At 70.1% G+C, this 23372-nt stretch carries 19 protein-coding genes and 1 pseudogene; 10 read left to right on the plus strand and 10 right to left on the minus strand.

The features are described 5' to 3' along the window. Positions 1-200: 200 nt before the first annotated feature. The 4 genes and pseudogenes from ADL12_RS55890 to ADL12_RS52125 all read left to right on the plus strand — a co-directional run. A complete protein-coding gene (locus ADL12_RS55890; RefSeq protein ID WP_062714827.1) occupies positions 201-1706 on the plus strand; it encodes a hypothetical protein in 1506 nt (501 codons plus the stop codon). Further along, positions 1703-2647 (plus strand): lysylphosphatidylglycerol synthase transmembrane domain-containing protein, encoded by a 945-nt coding sequence (locus ADL12_RS46190; RefSeq protein ID WP_062714829.1) that lies wholly within the window; start codon positions 1703-1705, stop codon positions 2645-2647. Before ADL12_RS55890 ends, ADL12_RS46190 begins: the two co-directional genes overlap by 4 nt. Positions 2648-2734: 87 nt before the next feature. Further along, a complete protein-coding gene (prcB, locus tag ADL12_RS46195; protein ID WP_062714831.1) occupies positions 2735-3589 on the plus strand; it encodes a proteasome subunit beta in 855 nt (284 codons plus the stop codon). A 152-nt stretch (positions 3590-3741) separates the two neighbouring features. Further along, positions 3742-4434, plus strand: a pseudogene (locus tag ADL12_RS52125) (HoxN/HupN/NixA family nickel/cobalt transporter); the annotation flags it as partial. Between the two features lie 72 nt (positions 4435-4506). On the opposite strand, the gene ADL12_RS46205 reads toward ADL12_RS52125, so the two are convergent. Both ADL12_RS46205 and ADL12_RS46210 read right to left on the minus strand, forming a co-directional pair. Further along, positions 4507-5478: a hypothetical protein gene (locus tag ADL12_RS46205; protein WP_062714833.1), complete on the minus strand. Its 972-nt coding sequence runs from the start codon at positions 5476-5478 to the stop codon at positions 4507-4509. Between the two features lie 11 nt (positions 5479-5489). Beyond that, complete coding sequence (locus tag ADL12_RS46210) at positions 5490-6959, minus strand: APC family permease (protein ID WP_062714834.1); 1470 nt, start codon at positions 6957-6959, stop codon at positions 5490-5492. Positions 6960-7144: 185 nt separating this feature from the next. Between ADL12_RS46210 and ADL12_RS46215 the strand changes: the two genes are divergently transcribed. Further along, positions 7145-7453 carry a DUF5709 domain-containing protein gene (locus ADL12_RS46215; RefSeq protein ID WP_107120208.1) on the plus strand — a complete coding sequence of 103 codons (309 nt, stop codon included), beginning with the start codon at positions 7145-7147 and terminating at the stop codon, positions 7451-7453. 10 nt (positions 7454-7463) lie between these two features. On the opposite strand, the gene sthA is transcribed toward ADL12_RS46215, so the two are convergent. Further along, entirely contained in the window at positions 7464-8867 is a 1404-nt protein-coding gene (gene sthA / locus ADL12_RS46220) for a Si-specific NAD(P)(+) transhydrogenase (RefSeq protein ID WP_062714837.1), read from the minus strand. Positions 8868-9028: 161 nt separating this feature from the next. Between sthA and ADL12_RS46225 the strand changes: the two genes are divergently transcribed. Continuing rightward, positions 9029-10207, plus strand: a complete 1179-nt coding sequence (locus tag ADL12_RS46225) for a sulfite oxidase (RefSeq protein WP_079052649.1) — start codon at positions 9029-9031, stop codon at positions 10205-10207. An 8-nt stretch (positions 10208-10215) separates the two neighbouring features. On the opposite strand, the gene ADL12_RS46230 is transcribed toward ADL12_RS46225, so the two are convergent. Next, on the minus strand, positions 10216-10422 hold the full coding sequence (locus ADL12_RS46230; protein WP_062714961.1) for a hypothetical protein: 207 nt from the start codon (positions 10420-10422) through the stop codon (positions 10216-10218). A gap of 207 nt (positions 10423-10629) precedes the next feature. Continuing rightward, positions 10630-11838, minus strand: a complete 1209-nt coding sequence (locus ADL12_RS46235; RefSeq protein WP_062714839.1) for a beta-1,3-glucanase family protein — start codon at positions 11836-11838, stop codon at positions 10630-10632. Positions 11839-12326: 488 nt separating this feature from the next. On the opposite strand from ADL12_RS46235, the gene ADL12_RS46240 reads away from it, so the two are divergent. Together ADL12_RS46240 and ADL12_RS46245 are read left to right on the plus strand one after the other, a co-directional pair. Further along, positions 12327-13223, plus strand: a complete 897-nt coding sequence (locus ADL12_RS46240) for a GNAT family N-acetyltransferase (protein ID WP_062714841.1) — start codon at positions 12327-12329, stop codon at positions 13221-13223. Between the two features lie 127 nt (positions 13224-13350). Next, positions 13351-13677 (plus strand): hypothetical protein, encoded by a 327-nt coding sequence (locus ADL12_RS46245; RefSeq protein WP_062714843.1) that lies wholly within the window; start codon positions 13351-13353, stop codon positions 13675-13677. 11 nt (positions 13678-13688) lie between these two features. On the opposite strand, the gene ADL12_RS46250 is transcribed toward ADL12_RS46245, so the two are convergent. Beyond that, complete coding sequence (locus ADL12_RS46250; RefSeq protein ID WP_062714846.1) at positions 13689-14576, minus strand: Gfo/Idh/MocA family protein; 888 nt, start codon at positions 14574-14576, stop codon at positions 13689-13691. Positions 14577-14851: 275 nt separating this feature from the next. Here ADL12_RS46250 and ADL12_RS46255 point away from each other — a divergent pair, with 275 nt between their 5' ends. Both ADL12_RS46255 and ADL12_RS46260 read left to right on the plus strand, forming a co-directional pair. Next, a complete protein-coding gene (locus tag ADL12_RS46255) occupies positions 14852-15709 on the plus strand; it encodes an aldo/keto reductase (protein WP_062714848.1) in 858 nt (285 codons plus the stop codon). 122 nt (positions 15710-15831) lie between these two features. Further along, complete coding sequence (locus tag ADL12_RS46260) at positions 15832-17601, plus strand: ABC transporter ATP-binding protein (protein ID WP_062714850.1); 1770 nt, start codon at positions 15832-15834, stop codon at positions 17599-17601. A gap of 74 nt (positions 17602-17675) precedes the next feature. Here the strand turns inward: ADL12_RS46260 and ADL12_RS46265 are convergent, their stop codons facing one another. The 4 genes from ADL12_RS46265 to ADL12_RS46280 all read right to left on the minus strand — a co-directional run bounded on the left by ADL12_RS46265 (position 17676) and on the right by ADL12_RS46280 (position 23365). Beyond that, the gene (locus tag ADL12_RS46265; RefSeq protein WP_062714852.1) at positions 17676-20147 is read right to left on the minus strand and encodes a carbohydrate-binding protein; all 2472 of its coding nucleotides are present in this window, start codon (positions 20145-20147) and stop codon (positions 17676-17678) included. Between the two features lie 136 nt (positions 20148-20283). Next, positions 20284-21114: a carbohydrate ABC transporter permease gene (locus tag ADL12_RS46270; protein ID WP_062714854.1), complete on the minus strand. Its 831-nt coding sequence runs from the start codon at positions 21112-21114 to the stop codon at positions 20284-20286. Continuing rightward, positions 21111-22031: a carbohydrate ABC transporter permease gene (locus tag ADL12_RS46275; RefSeq protein WP_062714855.1), complete on the minus strand. Its 921-nt coding sequence runs from the start codon at positions 22029-22031 to the stop codon at positions 21111-21113. The genes ADL12_RS46270 and ADL12_RS46275 overlap by 4 nt, the downstream gene beginning before the upstream one ends. 2 nt (positions 22032-22033) lie before the next feature. After that, positions 22034-23365 carry an ABC transporter substrate-binding protein gene (locus ADL12_RS46280; RefSeq protein ID WP_062714857.1) on the minus strand — a complete coding sequence of 444 codons (1332 nt, stop codon included), beginning with the start codon at positions 23363-23365 and terminating at the stop codon, positions 22034-22036. Positions 23366-23372: the final 7 nt, after the last annotated feature.

The raw sequence follows: 23372 nt of genomic DNA on the forward strand, positions 1-23372 counted from the left end.
GAGTCGCCTCGCGCAGGCACCCGTCGGGCGAGCGGCGGACGGCCGGTTCGCGTCAGGCACATGGCCGAAGATCGCGCTGCACGCCTGTTCGTTACGGGTTAGTTTGTTCGTGTTTTTGGTGTTTCCCCGGCTCCCCGCTGCCCAACTCGCCTGGTTGCGGGGCTTCAGAAACCCTACGACGCGTAGGGGGAAGGCGGACGATGGCCTACGGCACGAAGCCCATGCTCGTGAGTATGGGGCGGCGCGACGACGCGCTCGTGGCCGACAGGCCGTGGCAGGCGGGCGGGCGCGGACTGCTCGCGGCGGTGGCGGGCGCCTTCACCCTCGCCCAACTCCTCCTCGTGCGGCCCTCGATGGGCCTCGGCTGGGACGAGGTGGTGTACGTCAGCCAGGTCGGCACCGGGACACCGGCAGCCTTCTTCAGCGCACCACGCGCGCGTGGCGTCTCGCTGCTGGTGTGGCCCATCGCCTCCTGGTCGTCGTCCACGACACTGCTACGGGTCTTTCTCGCCGTCCTGTCCGGACTCGGCCTGTATCTCGCCCTGCACGCCTGGCGCGGACTGTTCCCGGCCCGCGTCCTGGCCGGCGCGGGCGCCGTCTTCGCCACCCTGTGGGTGACCCTCTTCTACGGCCCGCAGGCCATGCCCAACCTCTGGGTCGCGTTCGGCGCCCTGCTCTGCGTCGGCTGCTTCCTGCGCGCCCGCGCGGACCGCCTGCACGGCCTCGACCGACGGGCCCTGTGGGGCGTCCTGGCCGGTGCCGCGCTGATGGCGTGGATGCGGCCCACCGACGCCGTGTGGGTCACGCTGCCGCTGCTCGTCGGCGCGCTGGTGGTACAGCACTGGCGACTTGGGGCCGCCCTCGTGGCGGGCCTGTCGGCCGGTGGCGTCCAGTGGGTGATCGAGGCGTACCTCAGCTTCGGCGGCCTGCGCGAACGGCTGAACGAGGCCTCCCGTATCCAGGGCGACCTCGGCTGGAACTTCGCCGTCGACGACCAGCTGCGCAGCCTGGCCGGAAGCGCCCTGTGCCGGCCCTGCAACGGCGAGATGCCCCACCCGGTCGTCTACGCCTGGTGGTTCGTCCTGCCCCTGCTCGCCGCCTACGGTCTGGCGGTCGCGTTCCGAGGCGTACGCACCACCCGCACCCTGGTCCCGCTGGTCTGCGCCGCGACGGCCGCCTTCCCCTACCTGTTCCTCATCGGATACGCGGCACCCCGCTTCCTCCTGCCCGCCTACGCACTCCTCGCCATCCCCGTCGCGGACGCCCTGCTCCACCTCGTCACCACGCCGTACGGCCGATGGCGCCCGGCCGTCGCCGCGGTGACGGCGCTCGGGCTGGCCGGACATCTGGCCGTGCAGTACGTCGTCCTGGACCGCACCGTGGACCGCTCGACCGCCAACCGCCAGGCCTGGGCCCGCTCCGCCGCCGAGCTCCACCGCCTCGGCGTACGCCCGCCCTGTCTGCTCACCGGGCACGAGGCCATTCCGGTCGGCTACTACACGGGCTGCTCCTCCGGCGCGATCCGCGGCCACAACGCCAACACCACCTTGGCCGACATCCTGCGGACCTCCCGCAGCATCCCGGTCGCCACCCTCACCACCCCCGGCGGGAAACCGCCCCGGTATGCCCGCGACTGGGAGCTCCACCGCCTCGACGGCCTGGAAGTCCGCATCGCCCCGGCGCCGGGCGCGGACCGGCCGGCGTGACGCCGGAGCAGGTCCTCTCCGCACCCAGGCGAAGACGCGCCTACTGGCACACCGCCCTCACCCTCGCCGTCCTGGTGGCCGTTGCCTGTCTGGCCCGCCGCCACTGGCCGGTACTGCAGACCGGCGCGGTCCGGCTCGCCGTCGCCGACCCGGGCTGGCTGCTGGTGGCCGCCACGGCCACCCTGGCGACGTGGCCGTGCGCGGCGCTCGCCCTGCAGGGGGCGATGCCCCGACGACTGCCGCCCGGGCGGCTCGTGGCGGGGCAGTTCGCCGCCTCGGCCGCCAACCACGTGCTGCCCGCCGGCCTCGGGGCGGGCGCGGTGAACCTGCGCTTCCTCATGCGCTGCGGCCTGCCGATCGCGGCCGCGGCCACCGCGCTCGCGGTCAAGGGCACGGCCGGCGCGATCGTGCGCGGCGCCCTGATCGCCGTACTCGTCGTGGCCTTCCCCGACTTGCTGCACATCCCGCCCGTCAGCGGGGAACTACTGGTCGCCGCATGCGCGCTGGCCGCAGTCGCGCTAGCCCTGCTGGTCGGCCCGCTGCGAGCCCGGTGCCGGTGGGCTCTGGCGACCGTACGGGCGTACATCGCAGCCGTCCACGCACTGCCGGCGAGGGCGGCGGCCCTGTGGGGCGGCTCGCTGGCCTTCGTGACGCTGCACTGCGCTGTGCTGACCGCCGTCACCCGGGCGGTCGCCCTGCCCCTGGCGCCGGCCCGGGTGGCGCTGTTCTACCTCGCCGCCGGCACCGTGGCCGCCCTGCTGCCCACACCCGGCGGCCTCGGCTCCTTCGACGCCGCGCTCGCCCTCACGCTCACCGCCGGCGGCGCCCCGGCCACGGCGGCCGCCTCCGCGGTACTCGGATACCGCCTGCTGACGGTGTGGCTACCGCTGATTCCGGGGCTGGTGGTGCTCGGAGTGCTCGTTCGGCGCAGGGCACTGTGAGCGCCAAAGGCGTTTCCCGGGCAGCCGGTTCAGGTAGGAGACCGTTGGTCGGCCGGTGGTCGGTTTGCCTGCAGGAGGGGGAGCGCGATGGCGAGCAGTGAGCACGAAGGGCGGTTGGGGGAGGAGTTCTTCACTCCGGGGACCTCGTCCTTCACCGAGTTCCTGGCGGCCCACCGTCCGGCCCTGCTGCCCACGCGCCGCCCCTTGCCCGACGGTGTCCGTGCCGCACCGGACCGCTTCCCGCACGGCACCACGGTGCTGGCCCTGACCTACCGCGACGGCGTGCTCCTCGCCGGCGACCGCAGGGCCACCATGGGCAACCTCATCGCCCAGCGCGACCTGGAGAAGGTCCACCCCGCGGACGACTACACCGCGGTCGCCTTCGCCGGCACCGTCGGACTCGCGCTGGACATGGTGAAGCTCTACCAGGTCGAGTTGAAGCACTTCGAGAAGATCGAGGGCATCCCGATGACCCTCAACGCGAAGGCGACCCGGCTCGCCGGCATGATCCGCCAGAACCTCGGCCAGGCCATGCAGGGCCTCGCCGTCGTCCCGCTCCTCGCCGGTTACGACGTCAAGGCCCCCGAGGGAGCGCGAGGACGCATCTTCGACTTCGAGGTCACCGGCGGGCCGTACGAGAAGTACGACTTCCACGCCGAGGGCTCCGGATCGCCGTACGCGCGCGGCGCTCTGAAGAAGCTGTACCGCCCGGGGATGTCCCGGCGTGAGGCGGTCCTGGCCGCGCTGCACGCGCTGTACGACGCGGCGGACGACGACTCCGCGACCGGAGGGCCGGACATCAACCGCCGGATCTTCCCCATCATTTCGGTGATCACTGAGGACGGCTTCGAACGGCTACCCGAGTCCGAGACCGAGGAACTGAGCCGCGAGATGGTGGAGCAGCGCCGCAGCCGCCCGGACGGCCCGAACGCCACCCCCTGACGAGCCGAGCTCTTTGCCTTCCATGGCCAAGAACTGCCACGGCCTTTACTGCACATGTTTTGCAAGTGCTGGAGGATGGCCACAGTCTGTCTCCGAGCCTCCCCGCCACCGCCCCCGCGCAGCGCACGGCCTGGCGCCGCGTCCGTACCTCCATGACGCGGCAGGACTGGAGCAGGGTCGGCGGCATGGCCGCGTTCGTGCTGGCCCTGCACGTCACCGCGTACACGCTCGGCATGCGGCACGCCTTCGACGCCGACCACATCGCGGCGTGGTTCTCGCTCGGCCCCTCAAGCGTCGTCCTGGCCCTGCCCCTTCTGCTCTCCCGGCGTGAGGTCCCTGGCCGGACCGCTCCGCGACGACGGCTCCCGCCTCCACGACATCACCGGCCTGATCGGTACGACGGTCTCCGGGGCCTTCCTCCATCTGATCGCGGCGATCAACCTGGTCGCCCTCGCCGGCATCTGGAAGGTGTTCCGCCGGATGCGCTCGGGCCGCTACGACGAGGCGGCCCTGGAAGAACAGCAGAACAAGCGCGGTTTCATGAACTGTCGCTCCTGGACACGATCGACGGCACGTTCATGAACTTCGCCTACGGCTGGGCGTTCTCCCAACCGGTCCGCAAGGTCTACTACAACCTCACCGTCACCGGCCTGTCCGTCGCGGTCGCCCTGCTCATCGGCACGGTCGAACTCCTCACCCTCCTCGCGGACCGCCTCGCCCTCCACGGCCCGTTCTGGACCTGGATCACCGGCCTCGACCTCAACGCCGCCGGCTTCGTCGTCGTGGGCCTGTTCCCCGCGACCTGGATCGTCGCCCTTCTGGTGTGGCGGATCGGCCGGATCGAGATAGAGGTGGACAACCGGTCCGAGCGCCGAATCGCCTTGAGGCCAGGCCGATTCGGCCTGGCCTCAAGGCGGTCACCTGCGCGGAACCATCTCCCCTCGCCACCTCACGAACTGCTTCTCCGGATCGCCGAGGTACACCCACGGAGCCCGCGTGGCCCGGCGGCCCAGCATCCGGAACAGAGACGTGGCGATGTCGTGGGCGCCTGCGTAACACGCCGCGTGCGTCAGGTAGTTGAGGTCGCGCAGCTCGCCGGGGACCACACTGTGGTCGGTGCGGCCCGTGATCCAGCGCTCCCAGGTCCGGCGTACGTCACTGACGGCGCCGTCGTGACTCCAGTGCTGTCCGAGTCCCACGGAGGCATGCTGGCCCTTGGCCGCGTCCAGGGCGTAGCGGAACTCCTCGACCCGGGCGTACTGCACCAGCACCGGCAGCGCGCAGCCGGGCGGTGCGACCCCGGCCGCGTCGCGGGCGAAGTCGTACATCTGGCCGTGCGTGCCGTGCCAGCGTGAGGAGTAGTAGTGCAGGACCTGGAGGTGGCCCTCCACGCTGAAGGGGTCGCGCTGGTGCAACTCGTCCCACCAGCGCCCCAGTTCCTGCCTCCGTACGCCCGCCGGATACAGCCGGGCGACGGAGATCAGCGAGATCCACGGCGTCGGATCGTCCGGGTACCCCTCGGCGGCCCTGAGGCATGACAGGACCGCGGTGTCGATGCGCTGCTGGTCGATCGGTACGCCACGGCCCGCGGCGATGGCCAGATGGAACGCCCGGGCCGTCTCCGTCGCAGCCCGCAGCACCAACGCGTCCGCGCTGTGCGGCTCGGCGGCCAGCCACGACTCCACCGTCGAGCTTCCCGCACAGGCCTGGGCGAGCAGCCGGATCCGGTGGCCGCGCACCAGCCAGTCGGGGCCGGTGACCCGCAACAGCTCCCGCAGTCCCTGCCAGCGGCCGATGACGATGTCCTGGCGGGCGCAGGTGAGGGGCGCGTCCCCGCAGTCGGGGTCGAAGTCGGGAGTGAAGTCGCGTTTGGAACTGCCTCGCGCCATCGGGTCCTCCCTCAGAAGTCGGTGGGAAGACCCTCGTGGGCAAGGGAGTTGGGGCCACCACCGGCGGGCACGTAGTCCGCCTCGACGGTCCACGCGGCGTCCAGCTTGGCCGGCCGGTAGTACTCGCTGCCCTGCCGCCAGTACCAGAGCATCGGGATCAGCCCGGCCGCGAGTCCGCCGATGCCGATCGCGACCGCGGAACTGCCCAGCTGGCCCAGCGACTCCACGAAGATCCAGAACATGAACAGGGCCCCGAACAACGGCCACACACCGCCGAGCACGAAGTTGCCCACCGACTTCAGCAGCATCTTGCGGTAGGCGACGACCACCGCGAGGCCCGTCAGCCCGTAATAGACGGCGATCTGCAGGCCGATGGCCGAGATGGCGTCGGAGAGGATGTCGCCCACCGTGCCAAGGGAGTTGGCGGCGACGAACATCGCCAGCGCCACGACGCCCACCACGGCGATCGCCACCCACGGCGTGTTCCACCGGCGGTGCACACGGCCCAGGGCGGACGGCATCGTACGGTCCCGGCCCATCGCGAACAGCGAGCGCGTGACCTGGATGAGCGTGGTCTCCAGGGTGGCGATGGTGGACAGCATCACCGCCACGATCAGCAACTTGCCGCCCCAGCCCGGCCACACCTCCTCGCCGAGGACGGCCAGCACGTTGGCGTCGTTCTCCTGAATCTGCTTCGAGGAGAGGATGACGTTCACCGCGATCGTGAACACCTCGAACAGCAGGAACACGATGCCGACTCCGATGAGCCCCGCGAGGCCCGTCGTGCGGCGGCTGTTGCGGGTCTCCTCACTGAGGTTGCTGGTGACGTCCCAGCCCCAGTAGTAGAAGGCGGCGATCAGCGCCCCCGAGGCGAATCCGGTCACCCCGTCGAAGTGCCCGAAGCCGAGCCAGGACCAGTCGAACGCCCGGGCGCTTCCCGAGTGGAAGAGGGCGAGCACGGCGAACAGGGCCAGTATGGCGAGCTCGACACCGGACATCACCAGCTGCGCCCGGACGGTGAGCCGCGCGCCGCCCAGTACCACGCACAGCATGATGACGAACCAGCCGGCGCCGACCAGTGTCGACAGCGCGGTGTTCTCGGCGAGTTCCTCGTCGAAGAGGGCGAGCGTCATCGCCCCGGCCGGCAGGGAGCCCGCCACCATGAAGATGGTCGTCGAGATCACCAGCGCCCACCCGCTGATGAACCCCAGGAAGGGGTGCAGCGTACGCCCGACCCAGGAGTAACTGGCGCCCGCGTTCACATCGATCCGGCTGAGATAGCTGAAGGCCAGTGCGATGCCCAGCATCGGTATCGCGCAGTACAGCAGCGCGGCCGGACTGGCCAGGCCCACCGCGCCGACGAGGACCGCAGTGGTCGCGGCGATCGAGTACGCCGGGGCACTGCCCGCGACCGCCATCACCACCGTGTCGAACGTACCGAGGGCATTGGCCTGCAGCCCTCTGCCCCTGCTGTTGCTCATGGATGCGCTGCTTTCCGTTGTGCACGACGTGCGGGCGGCGAACGGGCCCCGACGGCGTATGGGGGGTGGGGTGGTACAACGCCACGAACCGTTGAGGGATGGCCTCGGGGCAGGGGCGGCACAAAAGGGGTGGCGGATACGGCACGTCGGTGCGTCGCCGTACGGTCACGCCGTGTGTGCGAGTGATGATAGCCCCACTCATTGAGGCTTCAAGGGCACCTGGATCCTCCGGGGTTGGGGACGGCACAGCGGGCAGCAACGAGGAACAGCAGGACGCCGCACCGCTCGACCCGCAGGACGCCGTGGACGAGCGGACCTACGACGAGACCCTCGACCAACGCCTCACCCAGGAGGTCCCCGACCTGACCGAGCCCGCCACGAAGGAGGAGATCGCCTTCGACCAGGGCGTCGACGGCGGAGCGGCCGGCGCGGAGGAGGCCGCGATGCACGTGGTCGAGGACGTCGGCCTGCCGGAGGGCGACCAGGACAGCTGATGCGAGGGGCTCAGTCCCCGATCCGGTCGATCTGTCGCAACCTGTTCGTGGCGTCGAGGGCGGCGACCTTGTACGACTCCGCGAGCGTCGGGTAGTTGAACACCGCGTCGACGAGATAGTCGACCGTTCCGCCGCACCCCATCACCGACTGCCCGATGTGGATGAGTTCCGTCGCCCCCGTACCGAAACAGTGCACACCGAGCAGCGTGCGGTCCTCGGGGGAGACCAGCAGCTTCAGCATGCCGTGCGAGTCGCCGATGATCTGCCCGCGGGCCAGCTCGCGGTAGCGGGAGATGCCGACCTCGAACGGCACCCGCTCCTCGGTGAGCTGGTCCTCGGTCCGCCCCACGAAGCTGATCTCCGGGATGGTGTAGATGCCGATCGGCTGGAGGTTGTGCATCCGGCCGACCCGCTCCCCGAAGGCGTGGTACGCCGCCGCCCGCCCCTGCTCCATCGAGGTGGCGGCCAGCGCGGGGAAGCCGATGACGTCGCCGACGGCGTAGATGTGCGGCACCTCGGTGCGGTAGTGCTCGTCGACCGTGATCCGGCCGCGCGGGTCCGCGGTCAGCCCGGCCTTGTCCAGATCCAGCTCGTCGGTGAGCCCCTGCCGGCCCGCCGAGTACATCACCGCGTCGGCGGGGATCTTCTTGCCGCTCTCCAGGAGGGTCAGCGTGCCGCGCGGATGCCGCTCGACCGCGGCGACGGTCTCCCCGAAGCGGAACGTCACGGCGAGGTCCCGCAGGTGGTACTTGAGTGACTCGATCACCTCGACGTCGCACATGTCGAGCATCCCGGCGCGCTTCTCCACCACGGTGATCTTGCTGCCGAGCGCGGCGAACATCGAGGCGTACTCCATGCCGATCACACCGGCGCCGACGATGACCATGGAGCGCGGCACCCTCTCCAGCGCCAGGACGTTGTCCGAGTCCATGATCGTCCGCCCGTCGAACTCCACGCTGCCGGGCCGCGCGGGCCGGGTGCCGGTGGCGATGACGATGTGCTCGGCGGTGAGCAGCCGTTCGTGGCCGGTGACCTCGCGCAGGGCGACGGTGTGCGGGTCGACGAAGCGGCCGGTCCCGGCGTACAGGGCGACGTGGTTGCGGGAGAGCTGGCTGCGGATGACGTCCACCTCGCGGCCGACCACGTGCTGGGTGCGGGCGGTCAGGTCGGCGACGGTGATGTCCTCCTTGAGCCGGTAGCTCTGGCCGTACAGATCGCGCTGGGTGAGACCGGTCAGGTACAGCACCGCCTCGCGCAGGGTCTTGGAGGGGATGGTGCCGGTGTGGATGGAGACGCCGCCGACCATGTCGGGGCGGTCGACGACGGCGACCCGGCGGCCCAGCTTGGCCGCGGCGATGGCGGCTTTCTGGCCACCCGGTCCGGATCCGATGACGAGCATGTCGAAGTCGGGCACCTTCAGGAGTCTGACAGTCCGAGCACCCCTTTCGAAAGGGTGAGCCCGAAACCATTGCCGACGTGAAGTGACAGGAGAGGAAGGGAAGTTGGGCTGCCGGGGCTGCCGGGGTGGTCGCGGCGGCCCGGCACGACATGCCCGTATGGGTCGATAATGCGGATATGGGGCATCGACTCGCCGACGTGAGCGCACCGGCCAGACTGGCCGCCCCCGAGGAGGGCATCGGCCGGGACGAACTCGCGCTCGCCACCCGCAACCACGGCCTGCCGCTCGAAGCCCTGCGCTACGACCTCACCCCGCCCGGCCTGCACTACGTCCTGACCCACTACGACATCCCGTACGTCCCCGACGACACCCCCTGGCAGCTGACCCTCGGCGGCCGCGTCCGCCGCCCGCTGCGCCTGGACCTGGCCGATCTCCGGACGTTCCCACAGGTCACCACACGGGTCACGCTGGAGTGCGCGGGCAATGGCCGGGCTCTGCTGACGCCCCGGCCGGTGAGCCAGCCCTGGCTGGTCGAGGCGGTCGGCACCGCCGAATGGACGGGCGTACCGCTGCGCCTGCTGCTCGCCGAGACCGGAATCGAGGCCGGTGCGGTCGACGTGGTCTTCACGGGCGCCGACCACGGCGTCGAGCGCGGCGTCGAGCAGGACTACCAGCGCGCCCTGCCCGTGGACGTGGCCACGGGCAGCGATCCCGAGGTGCTGGTCGCGTACGCCATGAACGGTGCCCCGCTGCCCCCGCAGCACGGCCGCCCGCTACGGCTGGTCGTGCCCGGGTGGTACGGCATGGCGCACGTGAAGTGGCTGCGCGAGGCAACCGTCACCGATGTGCCGTTCACGGGGTTCCAGCAGGCCGTGGCCTACCGGCTGCGCCGGCACCCCGAGGACGTGGGCGAACCCGTCACCCGCATCGCCCCGCGCGCCCTGCTCGTCCCGCCGGGCTTCCCCGACTTCATGTCCCGTTCCCGCGTGGTCCGGCCCGGCCCGGTCACCCTGGAGGGGCGGGCCTGGTCCGGGCGCGGGCCGGTGACGTGCGTCGAGGTCAGCACGGACGCGGGACGCAGCTGGCAGGAGGCCGAGCTGGAGCCGGACACCGGTCACCGGTGGGCGTGGCGCCGCTGGCGGCACAGCTGGACGGCGACCCCGGGAGCACACGTGCTGAGCGCACGGGCCACCGACGCCGGAGGTCACACCCAGCCACTGGTCCCGCCCTGGAACCGCGGGGGCTTCGCCAACAACCTCGTGCAGCGGGTGCCGGTGCTGTGCCCGGACGCGCACACGGCCGCCCAGGGTGCCGACACGCACCCTGGGGCGACCCGTGCGGATCCTGGACGGTGAGGCTGAGGCTAGGGCAGCAGCTTGTCGAGGGCGGAGGGGCCCTCTGCCTCCAGCTTGCGCTTGGCCCATTCCAGGTTGCGCGGGGTGAGGTCCTTGCCTGAGGCAAGCACGATGTCCTCGGGGGACACCTCGGTGCCGGTGCGGGCGTGGAGCAGGTCGTCCGGGGTGGTGCGCTCCTCGGACGGCCCGGACGCTTCGGGCTGGCTCGTCGGCATCATCTCTGCTCCTCGGATCCGGATCACTACTTCGGGCCCGGTGCGGTCATCGGGTCTGCTATCACCATTCAACGCCGGAGCGGACCCTGCATCCGGAGGCGCCGGGACCCCGCTGCGCACCGGTCGGCCCCTGGACACCCTGGGTACCTCTCCGCTCCCGCGATGAAACCGACCGAGCCAGAGGACCGAGCGCCCTCCCGGGCCGCGTCAGCCCTCGAAAGGCGTGAGCGTCAGCCTGATCCCCGTCGGCGCCGTGTCCTGGATGTACGAGGCGAAGTCGGCGACGTCGTCGAAGGCGAAGCCGTACGCCTTGCCGTCCTCGGTGGCCGCGTGCATCGCCTTGGCGTAGTGGTTGGTCAGGCCGGTCCGGTAGAAGGTGGCCGGGTCGGTCGTCGGCTGGGCCGGGTGGCTCAGCAGTGTCGAGCGGTTGAACCCGGCACCGAGTACGGCGGCGACAGGGCCGGTCGTGCCGTCGTTGGGTGCGGCGAGGTTGCCGTCGCAGAACAGCACATCCCGGGTCGACGGCTTGGCGAAGGACACCTGGGCCGGCCCGTCGAAGGTGAACCGTTCACCCCGCACCCGCCCCGTGAACGTACCCGCGTTGGTGGTGACGGTGAGGTCGCGCCCGGTGTACGTGCTCCACACCTCGTCGATGTACGGGGCGAAGTAGTCCTTGGCGAACAGGCCCGCGTCCAGGCCGTGTCCCGGGGCGATCACACGCGTGTCGTCCACGACGAGCCGTGCGTACTCCTCGACCTGCCGCACCGCGGCGAACGCGGCCGCCCGCCCGCCGGCCCGCAGCGTGCCCGCCGTCTGGTCCTTGGCGCCGGTCAACCTGATGCTCAGCGGCACGCTGAACATGTCGACCATGGTGGTGTTGCAGAACATGCCGGCGGCGTTGTACGTGAACTCGGCACAGTCGTGCAGCACCGGGTAGTTGGGGTCCGACGTCACCCAGCCGGCCGGGTACTGCAGCGCGGCATTTCCGTTGCCGTCCGTGACGGCCTTGAACTTGAGCTTCTCGCCGAGCGACACATAGATCCGCCCGGACATGTAGGGGAGGGACAGCCGGGTCTCTCCGCTGCCGGCCAGGCCGAGGGCGTAGTCGGTGAAGCCGTCGGGGCCGTTGTCCGACAGCGCGATCGGCGCGAGGGTGCCGTCGGGCGTGACGCGTACCTGCCGGCCGTCCTGGTTGCCGACGATGTAGATGTGGACGTTCGCGTTGCCGAAGGAGCCGCTGTCATTGACGATCGTCAGCGGCAGTGGGCCCGCCGCGGCGGGCTCGACGCCGTCCACGGGCGTACCCGCGAGGGCGTACGGGGCCACGGTGGCTATGGCGGGGACGGCCACCGCCGTGCCGCCGAGGGCGAAGAGAAGCCTGCGTCGACCGAGGTGGCGCTGGTGTCGGGAAGTCATGTGGGGGGTCTCCCGGAGTACTTGTGGGGGGTACTTGGGCTGCGGTGGCGGGACGGGCGGCCGGCTTGAGAGCCAGTGTGAGAGCGCTCTCGGATCGCGCGTCACCGCCGCCTGTGGGCCACGATGCTACGCACGACCCCTGCCTGGGCCAATGGGTCTGCATCACGCCCAAACTCCCCTCAACTGCGGGAACTTGAAAGACCACGGAATGACCACGGCCGCTTAATTCTCTCCTAAGGCCCACTTAAGCCGCGCGGGCTTTTGAGAGCGCTCTCCATGGTTTGGGGAGCCTCTTCAGGAGTCGCCAAAAACCCATGGACGGAGTCGATGAAGATCACGTACTGTGTGGATCCACGCCCTGAGACTGACGGAAGGAGGCGAGTGCCGTGCAGTTCACACCTTTCCAGCGCTCCCTTTTCCGTTGCCCCGGCGTGTTGCGTCAGATCTGACCGGGAGCGCTCCAAGCAGCCTTTGTCCCGGAGGAATCCATGACCGATCCGGTCATCCGCGCGCTCTCCGCGAGCGACGCCCATCTCTTCGACGCACACCCCGACCCGCTCGGCGCCCGTGAGGGGCACCGGCGGACCCGGTTCCGCCCCGAGTGGAAGCGAGTGGCCCTGCGTGACGGCACGGTCGTCGCTCGCGGCGCCTGGTGGGGCGGCCCCGACGACTCGGAGCCCATCAACATCAACTGGTTCGACGTGACCGAGGGCGAGGAGGAGGCCGGCGCCGAACTCCTGCGCTCCGCCCCCTGGCAGGTCGAACTCGAGATCAACCTGCCCGGTGGCTGGCGCGACGAGCCCGACCTGAAGGCCGCCGCCGAGGCCCGCTTCACCGCCGCACGCGCGGCCGGCTACGAACTGCTGGTGGAACGTTTCCTGTACCGCTGGACCCCCGAGCTGGGCCTGCCCGAGCGGCCCGGACGCCTGCGCTTCAGCGCCGAACCCGATGACGCGGTCTTCTTCGACGCGCTGCGCCGCATCCACTCCGTCACGCTCGACGCCCACGCGCTGCGGGCCATCGAGGAGGGCGGTCTCGACCGGGCCGCCCAGGAGGAGCTCGACTTCTTCCACTGGTGCCCGTCCCCACGGGAGTGGTGGCAGCTCGCGCACACCCCGGACGGCGACCTCGCCGGCATCCACATCCCGGCACACAACCCCTCCAACCCGACCATCGGTTTCATCGGTGTCGTCCCCGAACAGCGCGGCCGCGGCTACGCCTACGACCTCCTCGCGGAGTGCACCCACTTCCTCGTCGAGCAGGGCGCGGAGATCGTCACCGGAGCGACGGACCAGGGCAACTTCCCCATGGCCGCGAACTTCGCCAAGGCGGGCTTCCCCGTCGTCAGTGAGCGCCTCAACTTCCATGCGGGGGGCCAGGCGTAGCGAGGCCTAGAACCGAGGAGCAGTAGAGCAGGGCGGACGGTCCGGGCCGACTGTGGTCCGGGCCGTCTGTCAGTGCCGGTTGCCATGCTGGTCGACGGTGTGATCGACAGCGGACGCGGAGGGCGGCATGGGGTTCGACGGCGAGGTCTGGCAGGTGCGCAGCGGTGACGAGCCGGTCGGGGGGATCCTGATCGACGAGGCCGACTTCCCCTGGTTGTCGGGGCGCTTCACGCCCGGTCCGGGGTACGACGCGGTACGCGACCTGTTCGCCCGTGAACTGGCCCTGCTGGAGCGGGACTACGACGAGGTCTGGGAGGCGTGGGAGGCGGCTTACGACGAGATCCGAAGACGTGTCTCACTGTCCTCGCCGGACGGCCCGGTCGCCGAGTTCCTGCTGCACATCGAAGGTGACAGGGCCTGGTTCCGGTGGAGCGACGAGCCGTTCGAGGAGTAGGGCCCGGTCCGTCACGCACCCCCGTTCAACAGTGCTTCGGCCGCCGCCAGAACCTCGGTGACCTTCAGACCGAACGCCGCGTCGCACGCATGCGCGCGTCCGGTGCCGGAGGCGGCCAGCAGGGCGTCCCCGGCTCGGATCAGGGCGGACACCGCGCTGTCGGCGCTCTCCGGAAGCAGCGTCACTCCGGCCGCGCCCCGCAGCTCCACCGTTGCCCCCGCTGCCGCGGGCGGCGCCGTGAGGCTCAGGGTGAGCGTGCTCGACGCGCCGCTGACGTGCTCGAGGACCAGATGGACGGTGTCGCCGGGCCCGTGCGCGGCCGCCGTCACGCGCCGGGCGTCGCCCAGAATCGGCAGCAGCACGGACAGGGCGTGGGGGCCCACGTCCCACAGCGCGCCCTTCTCCCGCCGCCACGGCGAGGCCGCGAACGGGTTGCCGTCACCGCTGAACACGGCGCCCAGCCACTGCGCCCGGCCCGTGAACCAGCCGTCCACGACGGCCTGTTCGGTGATCCACGCCTCGGTCTCCGACTGGAAACGGGCGGTGAAGAAGACGACCGAGGCCACACCGGCCTCCTCGACGGCCTCGACGACCGCCCGTCCCTCCTGCACCGTCAGCGCGAGCGGCTTGTCCAGCAGCAGATGGCAGCCCGCCCGCGCGGCCCGCACCGCCAGGTCGGCCTGGACGGCCGGCGGCAGGGCGACGGCCACGGCGTCCACGTCGGCGAACAGCGTGTCCACGTCGTCGTAGGCACGCACGCCGTAGCTGTCGGCCAACTCCTTTGCGGCGGCCGTACGACGGCCCCACACCCCGACGAAGTCCAGTTCACGGTGCCGGCTCAGGGCGGGAGCGTAGGCCATCTGGGCCCATGGGCCGGTGCCGAGCAGTCCTATGCGCATGCCGCCGCCTCTCACTGTGCCGATCACTGTGCGAGCGTGCCACACCAACCGGGAGGACGCGCAAGCGGATAGATGGACGGGCGGACAGGCGGACGGGCGGCCGAACTCGGCGTCGCCAATTCAGTGGCGCCGTCGCTGAATGCGTTCTCTTTCTTCTATTGGACCTCTCGCATCCGGACAGCCACGCTGGAGTCGGTCCGGTACGGCCGTGATCCGCGGCCCGCCGGCCGGACGACAACGTTTCCCGCGCGACAGCCGAAAGAGGTCACGACCCCATGCACACCCGCCGCATCGGTGACGTCGAGGTCAGCGCGATCGGACTGGGCGCGATGCCCATGTCCATCGAAGGGCGCCCGGACGAGGCACGTTCGCTCGCCACGATCCATGCCGCGCTCGACGCCGGCGCGACCCTGATCGACACCGCGGACGCCTACCACCGGGACGCCGACGAGGTCGGTCACAACGAGACCCTGATCGCCAAGGCCCTCGCCTCCCACGACCTGGGCAAGGACGTCCTGGTCGCCACGAAGGGCGGCCATCTGCGCCCCGGCGACGGCAGTTGGACCCTGGACGGCAGCCCCCGGCACCTCAAGGAAGCCTGCGAGGACTCCCTGCGCCGGCTCGGCGTGGAGGCCATCGGGCTCTACCAGTTCCACCGCCCCGACCCGAGGGTGCCGTACGCCGAGTCCGTCGGCGCCGTACGCGACCTGCTCGACGAGGGCAAGATCCGCATGGCGGGGATCTCCAACGCGAACCCGGACCAGATCAAGCAGGCGAACGACATCCTGGGCGGTCGGCTGGTCTCCGTGCAGAACCAGTTCTCCCCGGCGTTCCGCTCCAGCGAGCCGGAGCTGCGCCTGTGCGACGAACTCGGCATCGCGTTCCTGCCCTGGAGCCCCCTCGGTGGCATCTCCCGGGCGCGTGAACTGGGCTCCGCCTACGCCCCGTTCGCCCGGGTCGCCGAGGCGCACGGGGTGAGCCCGCAGCGCGTGTGTCTGGCCTGGATGCTCGCCAAGTCGCCGGTCGTCGTCCCGATCCCGGGCGCGAGCCGGCCGGAGACGATCCTGGACTCGCTCGCCGCGACCGGCCTCGTGCTCGGCGCCGAGGAGATCGCGGAGCTGGACGCGGTCTGAACCGTCGGAGGGTCCGGCGAAACTTTCACCCGGGAATCCGTGCCTGATCGGGTGTGTATCCCTTCCGAGATGGGATAGGAAAGCGCGTGCTCTCAATCGGAACCCTGGGAAGGACAACGCCGATGGCGTCGTCACACGAGAGACCGCTCGACCACCGCTACCGAGGCGAACACCCCGTACGCACCCTCGGCTATCTGTTCCGCGCCGACCGTCACCGCCTCGCGGCGGCGGTCGGCGTCTTCACCGTCAAGCACAGCCCGGTCTGGCTGCTGCCGCTGATCACCGCGTCCATCATCGACACCGTCGTCCAGCACCAGCCGATCGGCAGGCTCTGGCTGAGCACCGGCGTCATCATGCTCATCCTGCTGGTCAACTACCCCTTGCACGTGCTGTACGTACGCCTGCTCTACGGCAGCGTGCGCCGGATGGGCACCAGCCTGCGCTCCGCGCTGTGCACGCGCATGCAGCAGCTCTCCATCGGCTACCACTCACGGGTCAGCGCCGGTGTGCTCCAGGCCAAGGTCGTGCGCGACGTGGAGACCGTCGAGCAGATGGTGCAGCAGACCGCGGAGACCGGGCTCGGTGCGGGCACCGTGCTCATCGGCGGCCTCGTCATCATCGCCGTACGCACACCGGAGTTCGTGCCCGTCTTCCTCGTCGTCGTGCCCGCCGCCGCTCTCGTCGTCGCCCGTCTGCGGGCGCGCCTGCGCACTCACAACGAGCACTTCCGCCACGAGGTCGAGACCCTGTCCTCCCGGGTGACGGAGATGACCCGCCTCATCCCGGTCACCCGCGCCCACGGCCTCGAGGGCAAGGCCCTGCGCCGCATCGACGGCACCCTGCACCGGCTGCTGACCTCCGGCATGCGCCTCGACCTCGTCAACGGCCGCTTCGGCTCGCTCGCCTGGGTCGTCCTGAACGTCGTCGGCGTGCTGGTCCTCACCGGCGCGGCGCTGATCTCGTACTACGGCGTCTGGGGCGTGACGGCCGGTGACGTCGTCATGCTGAGCGCCTTCCTGACCACCCTCACCAACTCCACGACAACGTTGGCAGGGCTGTCCCCGGTCATCACCAAGGGCCTGGAGTCGGTCCGCTCCGTCGGAGAGGTCCTCCAGGCCCCCGAGCTGGAGGACAACGAGGGCAAGGCCGAACTCACCGCCCTGCGCGGCGCCGTGACCTTCGAGGGCGTCGGCTTCGCGTACGAGGACAACGGCCGCCCCGCCGTACGGGACTTCAGCCTCTCCGTCACACCCGGGGAGACCATCGCCCTCGTCGGCGCCTCCGGCGCGGGCAAGTCCACGGTGCTGAACCTCGTCATCGGCTTCATCCGCCCGACCTCCGGCCGCCTGCTGCTCGACGGCACGGACATGAACACCCTCGACCTGCGCACGTACCGCCGCTTCCTCTCGGTAGTGCCGCAGGAGTCGATCCTCTTCGACGGCACGATCCGCGAGAACGTCGCCTACGGCATGGACGACGCCGATGAGGAGACGGTGCGCGCGGCGTTGCGCGACGCCAACGCGCTGGAGTTCGTGGACCGGCTGCCGCAGGGCCTCGACACCCTCGTCGGTGAGCGCGGGGCACGCCTGTCCGGCGGACAGCGGCAGCGCCTGGCCATCGCCCGGGCCCTGATCCGGGACCCGAGGGTGCTCGTCCTCGACGAGGCGACCTCGGCCCTGGACACCCGCTCGGAGGCCCTCGTCCAGCAGGCCCTCGCCCGCCTCCTGCACGGCCGCACCACCTTGGTGGTGGCACACCGGCTGTCCACCGTGCGCGGTGCCGACCGGATCGTGGTGATGGGCGACGGCCGGATCCAGGAGATCGGCACGCACGAGGAACTCCTGCGCCGGGGCGGGGCGTACACCGCACTGCACAGCGGTCAGGTCGCCTGACGAGCTCCGCCGCGCGCCCGGCCTCGTACCGAGTCGGTACGAGGCCGGGCGGGGGGGCGTGTGGAACGGCCGGACTACGGGCGGTCGACGACTCGGCCCAGTTCGATGCGTTCGATGTTCGGTGCCCACGCCGTCGCGTTGCCGAACGTCACCTTGTTGGAGCCCTTCTTCAGGTCGACGGGGACGCCGAGCGTCCAGTAGTCGTCCGAGCTCCAGGTGTTCTTGAAGGTGACCTTCACCGGCTCCGCGTCCCCCACGGTGATGTCCGCCGTACGGGACATGATGTCCGTGTTGTAGGCGTGGCCGTTGTCGCGCCGGTCGTTGTGCGCGTAGTGGACGACCAGCAGATAGCGGCCGGAGCTGGGTGCCCGCACCGTGAACTCGGCCGTGCTGGACGGGCTGTTGCCGAGCTTGCCGATGTAGGAACCGGCAAAGGCGTACGCCGAGTCGACGAGTTCGGCCCCGCCCGCGAGGGTGGCCGAGGCGGCCTCGTAGGAGAGCGTGCCGGACGTCGAACCGTCGCCCGAGACGTCGAGGGAGCGGACGGAGGCGTGCCCCGCCGTCACCGCGACGCGGTTGTTGCCCGCCACCAGGTAGAGCCGCAGGGCCCGATCGGGCGCCGCCGTCACCGTCTCGCCGTGCAGCGCCAGCCGCACCGGCGCCGAGGATCGCGGCACCACTGTGTAGTAGCCGTCGCGCGGGGCGTAGACGTCGAACACCGCCTTGTCCCCCGAGCGCAGCACGAGGGAGCCGGTACCCACGCCCGCCGACGAGGAGTAGTCGTACGACGGCTTCCCGCTGATGTCCGCCAGCGTGGCCTCGTACGACGCGGAGGCCGCGCCCGTGCGGGCGGTCAGGTCGACGCGGTCGAGGGTGACCTCGGCGTCGCCCTTCGCGAGCGTGAGGACGTGGGTGCCTGTGGACAGCCGCAGAGTGACGTCCTTCGTGGCGCGGTAGGTCCAGTTCTCCGTGGACGGGTAGGTCAGCGTGACCGGGGTCCCTCCATCGACGGACAACTTCTGCGTGGCGGGGGCGCCGGACTGGTTGCCGTACAGGATCGCCAGGTCGTACGACCCGTCGCGCGGCACCGTGACCGTGAAGTCCACCTTGCTGGTGGCCTGGTTGAGGGAGCCGACGTCCTTCGTGCCGGAGGCGGCGTAGCCGTTGGCGTTCTCGACCGTGCCCTGGGTGTAGACCTTGCCGTCGGTGACGGCGGCGGCCTCGGCCTCGTACGACGCCGACCAGGGGACGGCGGTGGGGGAGGGGGTGCCCATGCCGCCGGGGGTGAGGACGATCCGGTAGGCGGACATCTTGTGCATGCCGCGCAGCGGCACCGTCACCGAACCGTCGTCGGCGACCCGCACCTTCGTACGGGTGAGGACGCGAGGTGTCGCGTGCTGTCCCTCGTAGCCGGACCAGGCGGCCTCGGCGACGGTCGCGGCGACCGTACGGCCGAAGAGGGAGCGGTCGACGCCCCGCACCACGACGTCGGAATCACCGGCGGAGCCGCCGAGCAGGACCTGCGCCTGGCGGCGGGAGGTGTCCAGCGAGGCCAGGCCCTGAAGGGTGTCGATGGTGTGGGGCTGGGGCGGGGCAACCTTGACGGTGTCACCGGTCATCCCGGCGTACCAGCGGAAGAACCACCAGCCGCCGTTGGGGATGTTCGAACGCACCACATGGCCGCTGAGGTTGCCGGCGGCGTCCCAGTAGGCCGCGTTGGCGTACACCTTGTTCCGCTCGAACATCGACACCCACTGCACGAGTTGCCCCGGGACGGACAGGTCGCGGCGATTGGCGTACTCGTCGATGTTGATCTTCAGGGGGGCGATGCCCAACTCCCGCTCAATGGAACGGTAGTTGTCGTAGTGGGCCTGGAAGTCGCGCAGCGAACCGGAGCCCAGCTCGTGCCACGTCATCACCTGCGGCAGGACGTTCTCCCGCTTGGCGAAGGCGAGGAAGTCCTTCAACAGGCGGGAGTGGTAAGCGGCTTCGTTCGGGCCCGCGATCCTCGCGTCCGGGTCGACGGCGCGGATGCGCTCGTACACCGTCTTCCAGTCCTTGAAGAACCGGTCCCGGTTGGCCTCGTACTGAGCCTGGTCGGCGACGCCGAGCTTGTACCAGATCTGGTCGGGCTCGTTGAACGGGATGTAGACGAACCGTTCGCTGTTCGGGTCCGCCGCCACCTCCTTGGCGATCTTGTCGACCTTGGGGAGGTAGTCGTCGATGCCCAGATCCTCGTACGGCCACTTGGCGTAGATGTCCTGCATCATCACGTTGATCTCGCCGCCGCCGCTGCGGAAGAACGACTTCGAGACCGTGAGCGCGTCACCGTTGGGGTGCTGGGCGCCGCCCTCCGGCTTCTGCGAGATGCTGGTGACCTTCAGGGGCTCCAGCGCGGCGTCGCTGGGCACGCCGTCGTCACTGAGCCCGTACAGCGCGCCGTTGGCGCCGAGCATCACCGGCCCCTCGGAGGCGGACAGGTCGACGGTGAGGCGCTGCGGGTCGGCAGCGGCCGCGGGGCCCGCGGCGGGGAGAGTGGCTGCCATGGTGGCTGCTCCAAGTGCGGCTGATATCAAGGCGGTTCTGGCACGGAATCCCGTACGGAATCTCGTACGGAGTCGGGTACGCAGTGGGGTACGGGTTCGTGTGCGGGCGGGGGTGATCACGCTGCTGGACCTCCGGTCACTTGACGGCTCCACTGGTGATTCCGGACACGATCTTTCGCTGGCCGACGAGGAACACGGCGACCATGGGCAGGCTCATCACCACGACGTACGCGAAGACGAGATGCCAGTTGTTGAGGTAGAGCTGGGCGGAGGCGACCTGGTAGAGGTTGAGCGGGAGGGTGGCCTGCTCGCCGCCGCCGAGGACGAAGAAGGCATAGAAGATGTCGCTCCAGGCGTAGAGCATCACCATGATCGTCGCGGTGGCGATCACCGGGCGCAGCAGCGGCAGGACGATCCGCCAGAAGATCCGCGACGGCGTCGCCCCGTCCATCCGGGCCGCCTCCTCCAACTCCAGCGGAATGGCACGGATGAAACCGGTCATGAAGAAGATGGACGTCGACAGGTACATGCCGGTGTAGACGGCGATCATGCCGGGCCGGGTGTTCGCGAGGCCCAGTTGCCGCAGCTCCATCACGATGGTGATGACCGCGGGCGGCAGCAGCAGTCCGCTGATGCACAGCGCGTACGCCGACGACACCAGCTTCGACTTACGGCGGGCGAAGACCCAGGCGGCGCCCGCCCCGAGGAGCAGGACGAGGGCGACCGAGGGCACCACGACCAGCAGGGAGTTGAAGAAGCCGCGCAGCATCTCGCCCTGGCTGACGGCGTCCGCGTAGTTGCCGCCGGGCTGCCAGTGCTGCGGCAGGTCGAGGTTGGGCTTGATGGCCTCCGCCTGCGGCTTGGCGGACGTGACGGCGACCAGCCACAGCGGTACGCCGACGGCCAGACCGGCGAGCAGCAGGACGAGGGCGGGGCGGCCGTAGCGCCATGCGACGGACGGGTTCACAGGAGCTGCTCCCTTCGCCGCAACCCGACGACCAGCGGAATCGCCACCGCGACCACGACCAGGAAGAGGACGAGGCTCATCGCGGAGGCCTGGGCGTACAGGCCCTGTCCGAAGATCCGGAACATGTAGATGTTGAAGACCTCCGTGGCGGCCGCGGGTCCGCCGCCGGTCGTGGCCTGCACGATGTCGAAGGTGTTCATCGAGCCGATCAGCGCGGTGGTGACGTTGAAGGTGACGGCCGGCGCGAGCATCGGCCAGCGCACCGACCAGAAGGTCCGCCAAGGCCCGGCGCCGTCCATCCGCGCTGCTTCGAGCATGTCGCCCGGAATGCCCTTGAGCCCGGCCAAGTAGATCAGCATGGACAGGCCCATCCACTTCCAGCCGTGGATGAGGGTGACGACGACCAGGGTCCAGGTCGTCGAGCCCAGCCACGGAATGTCCGTGCCGAGCACGGAGTTGACGGCGCCGTCTTGATCCAGCAGGGCCTGGAAGACGTAACCCGTGGCGAGTGCCGAGATCAGCACCGGCAGGAAGAAGACCGCGCGGAAGAACCGGTTGAAGCGGCTGTCGGCCTCCAGGAGCAGCGCGAGCCCGAGCCCGAAGCAGTTCTGGAACAGCGCCGCCAGTAGCGCGTACAGCAGGGTCGTGCGGATCGCGCGGAGCAGCGAGCCGTCGTCGGCGATCGTCTTGAAGTTGTCGAGGCCCGTGAAGGCGATGTCCGCGTGGTACGAGGACCAGTTGGTGAACGGGTAGTAGAAGTTGAGCAGGTTGGGCACCAGGAAGAAGCCCGCGAAGACGACGATCGCGGGGAGCGCGAACCACCAGGGGTGGTGCACGGCGGCGCGTGGCAGCCGCCCCACCTTCTTCGGCGGGCCCGACACCGGCGTGGGCTTGGTACGTACGACTGTGTGAGCCATCGTCAGAACCCGGGCGCGCCCTGGGCCTTGGCGACCTGCGCGAACTGGTCCTGGATCGCCTGGGCGACCTGCTGCGGCTCCTTCTTACCGAAGATCATGTCGGCGAGGTAGAGGTGCGTGTCCGGGGCGACGATCGCCTTGGCCTGGAAGACGCCGATGGCGGTGGGCAGGGCCGTGACCTGGGCCTTGGACGTCTGCGGCAGCCCGTCGGGCGTGGGCACGGACGGCTGCACGGACGGGATCTTCATCGCCTTGATGTAGTCGGCGTAGTCGGGCCCGAGCCAGAAGGCGAGGAACTGCCGCGCCGCGTTCTGCCGCTTCTCGTCACCCGTCTTGAAGGCGACCACACCGTTGGTCTGGTCCGGGGAGTACATGCCGGTGGCGGCGGAGTTGGCGATCGGGAACCAGCCGATCTTCTTGTCTATCTCGGCGGTGGAGTACGTGGCCTGCAACTGGCTCTGGAAGGAGGTGACGTTGAGGACCATGCCGACGTCGCCGTTCCACAGGTCGTCGGCCTGCCCGGTGAAGGTGCCGGTCCGGTAGTTCTTCTGTGCGAGCCCTGCGTCGAGCAGCTTCTCCTTGTACTTCTTGATCGCGCCGACGACGACCGGGTCGGTCCACTTCTCCTCGTTCTTGTTGAGCCCGTCCCACCACTGCTTGTCGAGGTCGGTGAGCTGGACCTGCATCTGCCACTGCAGGGGCCACTTGTCACCGCCGGCCTCGTAGAAACCGGCCGCGTCGGTCTTGTCGACGACCTTGTGGCCGAGGGCCAGCAGCTCGTCGTAGGACTTCGGGAAGTCCTTCTCGCTCAGCCCGGCCTGCTGGAAGACGTCCTTGTTGTAGTAGACGCCGAGCATGGCGGGGCTGGTGACGATCGCCGCGTACCGCTTGCCGTCGATGACGCCGAGCGACTTCTCGGTGTCGCCGAGCTTGGCCTCCCACGGCTCCCCGTCGAGGGTGAGCAGATTCTGCTTCGGCTGGATGAACGGCAGCGTGGAGATGGACGGCTGCCAGAACATCAGGTCCGGGCGGTCGCCGGAGGCGAGCTTCGTCGGCACGTTCTGCTCGTACAGGTCCGGGATCGCCTGAGTCTCCACCTTCGCGCCGGTGGCCTTCTCGAAGGCGTCGATGACCTGCTTGGGGGCGTTGACCGTGTTCTGCGCGGTCCACATCGTCAGCTTCACACCGTCCAGGCGGGCGGTCGGATCGACGGCGGCCTGCTTCCCGTCCGCGCCCGAGTCGCCGGAAGAGCCGGCCGTCGGGTCGCTGCACGCGGTGGCGGCGAGGCCGATGGCGCATATGAGGGCCAGGGCGGGGAGAGCTCTTGTCTTCATCACGTGC

Origin of the sequence: Streptomyces regalis (assembly GCF_001509475.1) — a bacterium.
Classification (GTDB): domain Bacteria; phylum Actinomycetota; class Actinomycetes; order Streptomycetales; family Streptomycetaceae; genus Streptomyces; species Streptomyces regalis.